General features: G+C 68.0%; 10 protein-coding genes. 6 read left to right on the forward strand and 4 right to left on the reverse strand.

Annotated features, from left to right (window positions below):
• The first annotated feature begins 89 nt into the window (after positions 1-89).
• The gene (gene uvrB, locus FEK34_RS06165) at positions 90-2,264 is read left to right on the forward strand and encodes an excinuclease ABC subunit UvrB (RefSeq protein ID WP_138446843.1); all 2,175 of its coding nucleotides are present in this window, start codon (positions 90-92) and stop codon (positions 2,262-2,264) included.
• A 67-nt stretch (positions 2,265-2,331) separates the two neighbouring features.
• Here the strand turns inward: uvrB and FEK34_RS06170 are convergent, their stop codons facing one another.
• Positions 2,332-2,874, reverse strand: coding sequence for a PadR family transcriptional regulator (locus tag FEK34_RS06170; protein ID WP_138446844.1), 543 nt, complete (start codon positions 2,872-2,874; stop codon positions 2,332-2,334).
• Positions 2,875-2,971: 97 nt separating this feature from the next.
• Here FEK34_RS06170 and FEK34_RS06175 point away from each other — a divergent pair, with 97 nt between their 5' ends.
• Positions 2,972-4,276, forward strand: a complete 1,305-nt coding sequence (locus FEK34_RS06175; RefSeq protein WP_138446845.1) for a carotenoid oxygenase family protein — start codon at positions 2,972-2,974, stop codon at positions 4,274-4,276.
• A gap of 11 nt (positions 4,277-4,287) precedes the next feature.
• Here the strand turns inward: FEK34_RS06175 and FEK34_RS06180 are convergent, their stop codons facing one another.
• Positions 4,288-4,758: a VOC family protein gene (locus FEK34_RS06180; protein WP_138446846.1), complete on the reverse strand. Its 471-nt coding sequence runs from the start codon at positions 4,756-4,758 to the stop codon at positions 4,288-4,290.
• A 52-nt stretch (positions 4,759-4,810) separates the two neighbouring features.
• Between FEK34_RS06180 and FEK34_RS06185 the strand changes: the two genes are divergently transcribed.
• The 3 genes from FEK34_RS06185 (at position 4,811) to FEK34_RS06195 (ending at position 7,113) form a co-directional block, all read left to right on the forward strand.
• Positions 4,811-5,680, forward strand: a complete 870-nt coding sequence (locus tag FEK34_RS06185) for a helix-turn-helix domain-containing protein (protein WP_138446847.1) — start codon at positions 4,811-4,813, stop codon at positions 5,678-5,680.
• A gap of 100 nt (positions 5,681-5,780) precedes the next feature.
• Positions 5,781-6,194 carry a DoxX family protein gene (locus FEK34_RS06190; RefSeq protein WP_138446848.1) on the forward strand — a complete coding sequence of 138 codons (414 nt, stop codon included), beginning with the start codon at positions 5,781-5,783 and terminating at the stop codon, positions 6,192-6,194.
• Positions 6,195-6,660: 466 nt separating this feature from the next.
• Positions 6,661-7,113: a universal stress protein gene (locus FEK34_RS06195; RefSeq protein WP_014350356.1), complete on the forward strand. Its 453-nt coding sequence runs from the start codon at positions 6,661-6,663 to the stop codon at positions 7,111-7,113.
• 54 nt (positions 7,114-7,167) lie between these two features.
• Here FEK34_RS06195 and FEK34_RS06200 read toward each other — a convergent pair whose 3' ends face one another.
• The gene (locus FEK34_RS06200; protein ID WP_138446983.1) at positions 7,168-9,483 is read right to left on the reverse strand and encodes a HelD family protein; all 2,316 of its coding nucleotides are present in this window, start codon (positions 9,481-9,483) and stop codon (positions 7,168-7,170) included.
• A 164-nt stretch (positions 9,484-9,647) separates the two neighbouring features.
• On the reverse strand, positions 9,648-11,000 hold the full coding sequence (locus FEK34_RS06205) for a sensor domain-containing diguanylate cyclase (protein WP_138446849.1): 1,353 nt from the start codon (positions 10,998-11,000) through the stop codon (positions 9,648-9,650).
• A gap of 219 nt (positions 11,001-11,219) precedes the next feature.
• Here FEK34_RS06205 and FEK34_RS06210 point away from each other — a divergent pair, with 219 nt between their 5' ends.
• Entirely contained in the window at positions 11,220-12,365 is a 1,146-nt protein-coding gene (locus tag FEK34_RS06210; RefSeq protein ID WP_138446984.1) for a beta-ketoacyl synthase N-terminal-like domain-containing protein, read from the forward strand.
• The last annotated feature ends 9 nt before the right edge of the window (positions 12,366-12,374 follow it).

The raw sequence follows: 12,374 nt of genomic DNA on the forward strand, positions 1-12,374 counted from the left end.
CTACCGTCGAGGCCGCTGTTGTCCAGGCTTGCGGCGGGGGCGCGGCCGGGGGCGGAAATCTGTCGGTGGCTGCGCCTACCCTGGTGACCATGGCATTCGCAACCGAGATCCCGGCCGACGAACAGGGCGGCACCCCGCTGGCCCATTCGGAGTTCCGACCGGTGGGCGAGATCGAACGCGCCGGTGGCCGGTTCGAGGTCGTCAGCCCCCATCAGCCCGCGGGCGATCAGCCCGCCGCCATCGATGAGCTCGAACGCCGCATCAAGGCGGGCGAGCGCGATGTGGTGCTGCTCGGCGCCACCGGCACCGGTAAGTCGGCCACCACGGCGTGGCTGATCGAGCGGCTGCAACGGCCGACGCTGGTGATGGCGCCGAACAAGACCCTCGCCGCGCAGCTGGCCAACGAATTGCGCGAGATGCTGCCGCACAACGCGGTCGAGTATTTCGTCTCGTACTACGACTACTACCAGCCCGAGGCCTATATCGCGCAGACCGATACCTATATCGAGAAGGACAGCTCGATCAACGACGACGTCGAGCGCCTGCGCCATTCGGCGACCTCCAGCCTGCTGTCGCGCCGCGATGTGGTGGTGGTCGCGTCGGTGTCGTGCATCTACGGCCTCGGTACGCCGCAGTCCTATCTCGACCGTTCGGTGCAGCTGCAGGTGGGCACCGAGGTCGATCGCGATGCGCTGCTGCGGCTGCTGGTCGATGTGCAGTACACCCGCAACGACATGGCGTTCACCCGCGGCTCGTTCCGGGTGCGCGGCGATACCGTCGAGATCATTCCCTCCTACGAGGAGCTGGCGGTCCGCATCGAATTCTTCGGCGACGAGATCGACGCGCTGTATTACCTGCATCCGCTCACCGGTGACGTGGTGCGGCAGGTCGATACGCTGCGAATCTTCCCCGCCACCCATTACGTGGCGGGACCGGACCGGATGGAACGCGCGGTCCACGATATCGAGGCCGAACTCGAGCAGCGGCTCGCCGAATTCGAACGACAGGGCAAATTGCTCGAGGCCCAGCGATTGCGCATGCGCACCCAATACGACCTGGAGATGATCCGTCAGGTCGGGTTCTGCTCCGGTATCGAGAACTATTCGCGCCATATCGACGGCCGCCCGGCGGGATCGGCGCCCGCGACGCTGCTCGACTATTTCCCCGAGGATTTCCTGCTGGTCATCGACGAGTCGCATGTCACGGTGCCGCAGATCGGCGGCATGTACGAAGGCGATATGTCGCGCAAGCGCAACCTCGTCGAATACGGGTTCCGGCTGCCGTCGGCCATCGACAACCGGCCGCTCACCTGGGAGGAGTTCGCCGAGCGGATCGGGCAGACGGTCTATCTGTCGGCCACCCCCGGCAACTACGAGCTCGGGCAGTCCGGTGGTGAGGTGGTCGAGCAGGTCATCCGCCCGACCGGGCTGGTGGATCCGCAGGTGATCGTCAAACCGACCAAGGGCCAGATCGACGATCTGGTGCACGAGATCCGTCAGCGCACCGACCGCGACGAACGCGTGCTGGTCACCACGCTCACCAAGAAGATGGCCGAGGACCTCACCGATTACCTGCTCGGGCTCGGGGTGCGGGTGCGGTACCTGCATTCGGAGATCGACACCCTGCGCCGGGTGGAGCTGCTGCGGCAGCTGCGCCTGGGCGAATACGACGTGCTGGTCGGCATCAACCTGCTGCGCGAGGGCCTCGACCTGCCCGAGGTGTCGCTGGTGGCGATCCTGGACGCGGACAAGGAAGGTTTCCTGCGCAGCAGTACCAGCCTGATCCAGACCATCGGCCGCGCCGCCCGCAATGTGTCCGGCGAGGTGCACATGTACGCGGACAAGATCACCGATTCGATGCGGCACGCCATCGACGAGACCGAACGCCGCCGGGCCAAGCAGATCGCCTACAACGAGGAAATGGGCATCGATCCGCAGCCGCTGCGCAAGAAGATCGCCGACATCCTCGACCAGGTGTATCAGGAGGCCGACGACGAGGTCGCGGTCGGCGGATCGGGCCGCAATGCCAGCCGCGGCCGCCGCGCCCAGGGCGAGCCGGGGCGGGCGGTCAGCGCGGGCGTCATCGAGGGTCGCGATGTGAAGTCCATGCCGCGCGCCGAACTGGCCGACCTGGTGAAGGAACTCACCGACCAGATGATGAACGCGGCGCGGGAATTGCAGTTCGAGCTCGCCGGCCGGCTGCGCGACGAGATCGCCGACCTGAAGAAGGAACTGCGCGGGATGGACGCGGCCGGATTGAGCTGAGCGCCGCGGTCGGCGAATCGGCGGTGTGTTCGGTCCGAGCGGAGCCGGGCCCGGCAGCCGGGCTCGACTACTCGACTGAACGCGCCCGCTCGCGCGCCTCGACCTGCTCGCGGGCCCGGCGATACCAGTCACGCCGGAAAGCGGTGAACTGTTTGCCGTAGTCCAGCACCAGATGGCCGTAGAAGGAGAAATCGTCCTCGCCCCAGGGGATCGACTGCTCCAGCTCGATCGTGTCCGCCCGCTCCGCCTCGAGAGCTGCGGCCTGCTCGTCCAGATAACGCATCGCAGCCTCCGGGCCGAGGCGTCCGAGCAGGAAGATCCGCATCATGGCCTCGTCTCGGCCGATGGGCTTGGGGGTGGTCTCGGCGAGCCAGCGATGCAGTTCCACTCGCCCCGGCTCGGTGACGGCGTATTCCTTGCGGCCGCGCGGGCCCACTGCGGCGACTTCGATCAAGCCGTCATCGGTCAGTTTGCCCAGTTCGCTGTAGATCTGACTCTGGGTGGCCGACCAGACGTTGCCGAGCGACATATCGAACAACCGCACCAGGTCATATCCGCTGGCGCCGTCCAATTCAGCGACCAGTCCCAGCACGGCATAGCGCAGACTCATGCCGCGATCCTACGGCCCACCATTGACAGGTCTGAATAGGAGGGTCTATTTTCGACATGTCTAAAGTGGAATATGAGGCGGCTGTGAGGAACCCACAATGACCAGCACCCGACCTGCCTGGCTGACCGGACATATGGCACCCGTGCCGGATGAGATCGACGCCGTCGCGCTGGAGGTGACCGGTGCGCTCCCCGTGGAACTGATCGGCCGCTACGTCCGCAATGGCCCGAATCCGGCACCCGGTCAGGTCAGCGGCCATTGGTTCACCGGCCCCGGCATGCTGCACGGCATCCGGCTGCGCGACGGTCGCGCCGAGTGGTATCGCAACCGCTGGGTGCGCACCACGGCCTTCACCGACGGGGCGCCCTTCCTCCGCGAGGATTTCAGCGTCGACCGGGCTGCGGTGACTGCCAATACACACGTCATTCCGCACGGCGACCGGATCTTCGCGCTGGTCGAAGCCGGCTTCCCGTATGAGGTGACGCCGGACTTGGACACCATCGGACCCTGTGACTTCGGGGGCAGGCTCACCACCGGGATGACCGCCCATCCCAAACAGGACCCTGTCTCCGGCGACCTGCTGTTCTTCGGTTACGGGTTCCGGCCGCCGTATCTGACCTATCACCGGTTGTCGGCGGCGGGGGAGCTGGTCGAGAGCCGTGAGGTACCGGTCCCGGGTGCGACGATGATGCACGACTTCGCGATCACCGAGAACTACGTCATCTGGCTCGACCTTCCGGTGGTCTTCGATGGCGCGCTCGCAGCCGGTGCCGGCGGGATGCCCTACCGCTGGGACGCCGGCTACGGTGCGCGGCTCGGCATGATGCCGCGCGCCGGTGGTCCGGTCCGGTGGTTCGATATCGAGCCCTGCTACATATTCCACGTCGGCAATGCCTACGAACACGACGGCCGGATCGTCGTCGACGGTGCGCGCTACTGTCCCGAGGACTTCGCCGCCATCTGGTCCGGAATCGGTGGCACGTCCACCCGTGCGGCCGGCCGGGCAGCGGCCGGAGCGCGAATGCATCGATGGACTCTCGATCCGGCCACCGGCGCGGTCACCGAGACGAGGATCGACGACCGGACGGTCGAATTCCCCACTCACGACGACACCCTCACCGGTCGCGGCCACCGCTATCTCTACACGGTGAGCTCCGAGGCGATCGTGAAATACGACGTTCACACCGGCCGATCGACCGCGGTGGATGCCGAGCATCCCGGTGAGGCGGTGTTCGTCCCGGCCGACGGGCGCCGGGCCGAGGACGAGGGCTGGCTGCTGTCCCTCGTCGCCGACGAACTGCGAGTGCTCGACGCCACCGACCTGTCACCGGTGGCGGCTGTCCGGCTCCCGCGCCGGGTACCCGCCGGTTTCCACGGCAGCTGGATACCCGACGCGGGCTGAGTCGCGCCGGCTCACCCCTGGGTGGCCAGCCATTCATTGACGCGGCGCTCGGCCTCTTCCCGCGAGACGTCCTCGACCTTGGTCATCACCGCCCAGCGGTGGCCGAACGGGTCGATGATCACGCCGAAGCGGTCACCGGTGACGAAGGTTTGCGGCTCTTCGACGCAGCGGGCGCCGCGCTCGACCGCACGGGCGACGGCCGCGTCGGTGTCGGTGCAGTAATGCACGATGGAGGTGTGTACCCATTCGCCGTTGGGCGCGAGCACCCCGTTGTCCGGTATCGGCATGCCCAGCTGGAGTGTGGAATCGCCGATCTTCAGCTCCGCGTGCGCGGCCTGCCCGTCGGGCAGATCGTTGCGGGTGATCACCTCGGCGCCGAAGACCTCGGAATAGAAATCGATCGCCTTGTTGGCGTCGGCGACGGCCAGGAAACAGGTGATGGAGTGGTAGCCATCGGGAATCGGATGCACAGTGCTTGTCATGTCTTTCATCCTCGCCCGCGCGGCGGCAGCGATCTTGTAAGAAAGCGACACCATGTCCGAGCGCGGTGATCGCGGCGCCCTCACCGGTCGCAAAGGGATCCTGCATCCCGACGAGCAGGCCCGATACCGGACCCTGCGCAGGCTGCCGGCAGGCCCGGCGGTGGCCGAGGTGATCGACTGGTACTGGTCGGTGCGCTGGGATCTGCGTGGCAGGCCGCCGTATATCGCCGAGGTGCTGCCGTTTCCGTGCGTGAACGTCACCTTCGAGCGGTCCGAGACCAAGACCGGTGGCTTCGTCAACGGCGTCTGCACGACGAAGTTCGTCCGTGAATTGACCGGCGCGGGTGAAACGTTCGGGATCCGGTTCCGCGCGGGCGGATTCGGCGCGTTCACCGGACTCGATGTCGGTGAGTTCCGTGACCGCACCGTCGCTCTGGCCGAGGTGCTGCCCGACGCCGACCGGCTCACCACCGCGGTGCTGGCCGAATCGCGCGATGAAGCCCGCCGCGACATCGTCGAATCGTTCTTCGCGCGCGGGTTGTCGGAGCCCGATCCGAACTACGAGCTGGTGCGGCGCATCGTCGAGGCGATGGCCACCGATCAGGAATTGACCCGGGTCGATCAGGTCACCGAGCGCTACGCGGTCTCGATCCGCACCCTGCAACGGCTGTTCCGGCGCTATGTCGGCGCGGGCCCGAAGTGGGTACTGCGCCGCTACCGGCTCCAGGACGCTGCCGACCTGCTCGCCCGCGGCCGGGTCGAGGATCTCGCGGCCCTCTCGGCCGAGCTCGGCTATTACGACCAGGCGCATTTCACCCGGGAATTCACCGCGGAAGTCGGAATGGCGCCGGCGGAATACGCCAAACACACCCTGCGCGCCCGCAACGAGGTCACCGCGAAAATGCTCCCGCGTGGCGAATAGATACCGGAACAGTTCCGATAGATCATTTCCGCCCGAACACCGGCAGGGCGAGTGGTTGAATTACGCACCATCTACCCACCGGCAGAATGAGGAGCTGGACATGGATGTCGCGGTGTTGATCGGGCGGGTGTTGTTCGTCGCGCTCTTTTTCGGTTCGGCCTTCGGCCACTTCACCCAGACCGAGGCGATGACCGGTTACGCGCAGAGCCGGGGTGTGCCCTCACCCAAGGCCGGTGTGCTCGCCTCGGGGGTGCTGATGGTGCTCGGAGGACTGAGTGTGCTGCTCGGCATCTGGGCCGATCTCGGTGCGCTGCTGCTGTTCATCATGCTGCTGCCCACGGCCGTGCTCATGCACGGATTCTGGTCCGAGACCGATCCGGAGGCCAAGCAGACCGAGATGATCCAGTTCAACAAGGATCTCGCGCTCGCGGGCGCCTCCCTGATGCTGTTCGCCTTCTTCGCCCACACCGACGAACTGGGATTGACCATCACCGGGCCGCTTTTCAGCATGTGACCGGGCGCACGCGCTAATATTGCGGTCCGCATCCGCAGTGAAAGGGAACGCATGGACATCATCGGCGCGATTCTGGGTATTTTCTGGGCCGACTACCGGCAGTGGCCCTGAGCCCCGGTACCCGCCAGACCTCCGGCCCGTTCGTTGTCACGAACGGGCCGGAGCTGTTTTCCGGAGCCGGTGATGTGACGAATGTCCCAGGGCGGCAACGCCGTTCAGCGATGTTGTGGCAGATCACAGAAGTATGCGCACCGGATTGGGTCCGCCCAGGTAGGGCAGGCTCTGCGGTATTCGCCCAGGCCGGGCCGCTTGCGGCCGGTACGAACACTCCGAATGTGATGTGTTGCGAATTCTGATAATTCCGGGCGTATTGCCGCTATGGTCGACCCAGTCGCCGCGCCGAAGCCCCGACACGCCGGGACGAAAAACCTGACGCAGGCGTCCGACCCGCACAGTTGGAGGAGAGATGACCGCCTACCGGACCATTGTCGTCGGTACCGATGGCTCGGACTCGTCGTATGTCGCCGTCGACAAGGCCGCCGCACTGGCCGGGGCCGCCGGCTCGACCCTGATCGTGGCCTGCGCCTACTATCCGACCGATGACCGTGAGGTCGCCGCGGCCGCCGATGTGCTCAAGGACGAGGCCTACCAGGTGCGCGGTTCCGCGCCGACCAACGAGATCCTGCGCACCGCCCGCGATCGGGCCACCGCCGCGGGCGCCAAGGAGATCGTCGAGCGCGCCATCGTCGGCGAGCCGGTCGAATCGCTGCTCGACCTGGTCAAGGAGACCCAGGCCGATCTGCTCGTCGTCGGTAACCGCGGCCTCAACACCCTGACCGGGCGCCTGCTCGGCTCGGTGCCCTCGGACGTCGCACGCAAATCGCGCTCGGACGTCCTCATCGTGCACACCGTGCGCTGACCTACCCGCTGCGTGGTCGCCGCCGCACCGGCGGCGACCACGCGTGCGTGTGCTCTAGGTCCCTGTCTCGAGTGAGCTCAGCACCTCGGGCAGATCCGCGCTGTGCAGCACGGTCAGCCGCTGAGTCGCCCGGGTCAGCGCGACATACAGATCGTTGAGCCCGCGCGGCGATTCACCGATGATCCGGTCCGGTTCCACCAGATACACCGCGTCGAATTCCAGGCCCTTCACCTCGTGCACTGTCAGCACGCGCACCGATTCCGCCGCCAGCTCGGCCAAGTCGCCGGCCAGCGCATGCGGCACGATCACCGCCATGGTGCCCGGCCCCTTCTCGGCCGCGAGCAGCCGCGCCACTTCCGTACGCAGCGCCGACTCCTCGCACCGATGCGCGCGCGGCGGATGCCCGGTCGCGCGGACCGAACGTGGCGCCCGCGCCTCGGGATCGATGGCCGCCAGCACCTGCGCCGCCACGTCCATGATCTCGGCGGGCGTGCGGTAGTTGACGGTGAGCTCGGTGAGCTTCCAGCGCCTGGCCACATACGGCTCCAGCACCGTCTGCCAGGTGGACGCCCCGGCCGGATCGCCGGTCTGGGCGACGTCGCCGACCACGGTCATCCAGCGGTTCGGGATGCGGCGCATCACCATCCGCCACGCCATCTCCGACAACTCCTGCGCCTCGTCGACGATGACGTGGCCGTAGGTCCAGGTACGGTCGCCCGCCGCGCGTTCGGCGGTGGTCTGGCGGGTGCGCACCTGCTGGCGTTCGGCCAGCTGGCTCGCGTCGATCAGGTCGTAGGCCATGAGGATCTCGGGATCGAGTTCGTCCTCGAGATCCTGCGGCGCCGATCCGGTGAGGATGTCGAGGGCGTCCTGGGCCTCGGCCAGTTGGGCGCGCCAGCGGCGGCGGGCACGTTCGCGTTCCTCGGCGTCATCGATGCCGAGCAGTTCGGCCAGCTCGTCGAGCAGCGGGGCGTCGGCGGCGCTGAACTCCCCGGTGTCCGGGCGCAGCAGTTCGGCGCGGTCGGCCGGATCCAGCGAACTCGCCGCCCGGTCCAGGCGGGCCGGATCGGCGAGCAGATCGGCCAGCACCTGCTGCGGTGTCAGGATCGGCCACAGCGCGCCGATCGCGCGCTGGATCTGCGGATCCGAGCGCATCTCGTCGGCGATCTCGGCCAGGTCGGTGCTGCTGAGCAGGCTGCGGGCGCCGTCGACGGGGTCGGCGCCCATGGTGGCGGCGAGCTGCTCGGTGAGCGCGTCGATCACCGAGGACGCGAAGATCGGGCGGGCCAGGTTGTGCGGGCGCCGCGAGGAACGAGCCCGGCCCCTGGCCTTGGTGACGATCTTGCGGTTCAGCGTCAACGGATAGCCGTCGAAGCTCAGTTCGATCGGCTCCGGCGGCACCTCCTGCCGGTCCCGCACCGCCTGCTTGAGCACCTCCAGAATGCTCAGCGAGCCCTTGATCTCACCGGCCCGCAAGGAGTCCTCGCGGGTGGCCTTCACCCCCGGATACAGGTCGCCGATGGTGGACAGCAGCACACCGGTCTCACCCAGTGAGGGCAGCACCTGGCCGATGTAGTCGAGGAAGGTCGCGTTCGGGCCGATGATCAGCACACCGGCCTTGGCCAGCTGCTGGCGGTAGGTGTAGAGCAGGTAGGCGGCGCGATGCAGCGCCACCGCGGTCTTGCCGGTACCCGGCCCACCCTGCACCACCAGCACACTCTTGTGCTCGGCGCGGATGATCGCGTCCTGCTCGCTCTGGATCGTCTCGACGATGTCGTTCATATGGCCCGTGCGGGCGGCGTTCAACGCCGACAGCAGGGCGCTCTCACTGCCGACGCCGCCGTCGTCCGCGGTGACCCCGGCGCGCCGGGCCGCCTCCAGATCCAGGTATTCGTCGTTGATCGCGGTGACCCGGCGGTTGCGCGAACGGATGTGGCGGCGGCGCAGCACGCCGTCCGGCGCGGCGGTGGTGGCCAGGTAGAACGGCCGGGCCAGCGGGGCGCGCCAATCCAGCAGCAGGGTCTCGTAATCGTTGTGCTCGTCGAGGATGCCGAGGCGGCCGATGTAGCGGCGTTCGGCGTCGGGCTCACCCTCCTCGGCGCCGTCGCCGTCGAGGTCGATGCGGCCGAAGCACAGGCCGTGCTCGGCGGCATCGTATTTGGCCAGGTCCTCGGTATAGAGCTGAGTGAACGACTCGCGTTCGCTGCGCGCCTGCGGGGTCCCGCCGGTCTCCAGCAGGACGGTGCGCAGCCGTTCGGTGGCGTACTTGCGCATGCCGTCGAGGCGGTCGTAGAGGACGTTCAGATGCGCCTGTTCCCGATCGATGTCGGTGTCGGGGCTCGATGCGGTGGTGGTCTCGGCGTCCGGGATCGGGGAGCGATGATCCTGGGTGAGGCGGTCGGGCAAAACGAACTCCTTGTCACCCGGTGCACGGGCACCAGTGGGCAGGCAGACGACAGCGTGGCGGCGGGCGCGGACGATCGGAAAACGGAATCGTCCAGTCTACTGTGCGTTCGGCGTGGTCGCCGCCGCGCTCAGGACGCGTGGGTGTTGTCGGTCCTGCGGGCGGGCCCGATCAGGCCCTCGCGATGCCCGGCCGGCTTGGCGCGATACATCGCCACGTCCGCGTCGTGCAGGACCGCCTCGGGGGTGCGCCGGTCGCCCGGACGTAGCGCGGTGACCCCGATCGAGGCGTTGACCTCGATGCGATGACCGCGCGCCACGATCGGCTCGGCCATGGTCCGCTGCAACCGCAGAATCAGCGCGTCCAGATCGGCTTGCCGGGTGCGCCCGGACAGCAGCACCAGGAATTCGTCGCCGCCGAGCCTGCCGACGATATCGTCGGCGCGCAGCGCCCGCTGCAAACGCTGCGCCACGATCTGCAGCACCGTGTCGCCGATGGCGTGGCCGAGGGTGTCGTTGATCGCCTTGAAACCGTCCAGGTCGATGAACATCACCACCGACACCGGCAGATCCGCGCTGGCGGCCAGCGCCCCGGCCAGCTGCGACAGGATCAGCGACCGGTTGGCCAGCCCGGTCAGCGAATCGTGGGTGGCCTGATATTCCAGGTGCCGTCTGCTGGCCCGGTATTCGGTGATGTCGGCGAACGAGGACACCGCCGAGGAATCCGGATCGCCGGGATTGAGCAGCCTGCTCGACCCGGACAGCCAGCGTCGCTGCCCGTCGGAGCGGTCGACGCCGAAGACGAAACCGGTGATGGTCTCGCCGGTGGCCAGGGTGCGCGCGACCGGATGCCGGGCGGTGGCCATCGGCTGGGCGTTGGTGTCCAGCAGCGTCAGCGGCAACTCGGCGATGCTCACACCGGACAGGTCACCGGCGTCCTCGATGCCGAAGATGCGTCGCGCGGCCGGATTGACCGATTCGATCCGGCCGTCCCGGTCGATGACCGCCACGCCCTCCTCGAGCTGGGACACCACCGTGGTGAAGTGCTGTTCGGCGCGGCGCTGGGCGGCCTCGGCCGCGCGCTGAGCGCTCAGGTCGTGGATGACGACCTGATAGGCGGCCTGATCCTGCCATACCGTGAGCACCGAGACGGTCTCCACCGGCACGTGCGTGCCATCCAGCCGCAGCAGCGTCATCTCGGCGGGCGGGGAGGCCGCACCCGCCCTGGTGAGCCGGGAGATGCGGTCGAGCATGCCCGGCACCGAATCCGGGTGCACGAACTGCACCAGCGGGCGGCCGACCAGATCGTGCGGGCCGGAGGCGGCCAGCATGCGCACCGTCGCCGGGTTGACGTAGACGATGATGCCGCGTTCGTGCACGCAGATACCGTCCGGAGTGTGTTCGACAAGAGACCGGTACCGCTGCGCCAGCTGCTCGGCGGCGCTGAGCCTGTCCTCTCCCACCTCGAACCCCCGATCGTCCACCGGTAACTGGTCATTGGAGCACGGGATTTATTCTGGCTCCGACATGTGCGCCGCTGACCTGATCGGCGCGATTGCCGAGATGTCGTGTGTGTCGCGTTCTGTGCTCGGGCCCCGATCCGGTGATCATGACAGAACCGGTTCTTCACGACGGCGGGCCGGCGCGAGTGGCCGGAGAAGATCGGGCCGAGGAGCGATGCCATGTCCGAACCTGATCATCATATGTCCATCGCCGGTGTCGGTGCTGTCACCGGGTACGGATGGGGACGCGAGGCGCTGTGGCGCGGACTGCTCAGCGGCAAGTCGGCGGCCGGTGTGCAGCCCGGTTACGGCGCGGGACGCGATGAACCGGCCTGGGTGTCGCTGGTTCCATCCGGCGGCGATCCGCGGGTGAGCAGCAGCCGGTACGGGCGCGCCGTACACGCGGCGGCGCGCGAGGCCATCGAGGACGCGGGCGCCCGTGGCTGGCGGCCGGGCCGCACAGTCGGCCTGCTGCACGCGATCGTGCTCGGCGATGTGGCCAACTGGCGTGACTTCTACACCGTCGACGGCGGCCACCGGCGTTCTCGGGACTATCTGCCGCTGCTGCCGTCCACGCCGATCTCGGTGGTGATGCAGGAGTTCGGTTTCCACGGTCCGGCGATGAACGTGTCCGCGGCGTGCAGTTCCGGCAATGCCGCGTTGATCACGGCGAAGTTGTGGCTCGACACCGGCCAGGCCGACGACGTGGTGTGCGTGGTGAGCGACCTGTCGGCGACACCGGAGATGGTGGAGCATTTCGTGCGGCTCGGTGCCGCCGTCACCGACGCCGAACCGCTGCAGGCCTGCCGCCCGTTCCAGGAGGGCAGCCGCGGCTTCAGCATGGGGGAGGCGTCGGTGGGGTTCGTGCTCAGCCGCTCGGCGCCGCGCCCGTATGCCAGGGTGCTCGGTGGCGCGATGACCAATGACGGCTATCACGTGGTGTCGGTGGATCCCGGGCACCGCCGGATCATCGACTGCGCGCGCCGGGCGCTGCGCGCGGCGGGCGTGCCTGCGGATCAGGTGGAGTTCTTCAATGCTCACGGCACCGGCACCCGCCAGTGCGACAACGCCGAACGGGCCCTGCTGACGGAGGTCTTCGACGACCGGCCCGCCATCTACGCCCTCAAGCCGCTGACCGGCCATTGCCAGGGTGCGGCGGCCGCGGTGGAAATCGCCGCCGCGGCCATGGGTTTCGAGCGCTCGCTCGTGCCTGCCGCGCCGATCGTCGCGTCACCGCACCCGCGGTTACTGGACGGGCCGGTGGCCGGTGCCGGCGGGATCACGGCGAAGCTGTCGCTGGGGATGGGCGGCAACAACTCGATGGTGGTGCTGGCACCGCCGGAGTGAGACGCGCAC

This window comes from Nocardia cyriacigeorgica (assembly GCF_005863245.1).
Lineage (GTDB): Bacteria > Actinomycetota > Actinomycetes > Mycobacteriales > Mycobacteriaceae > Nocardia > Nocardia cyriacigeorgica_C.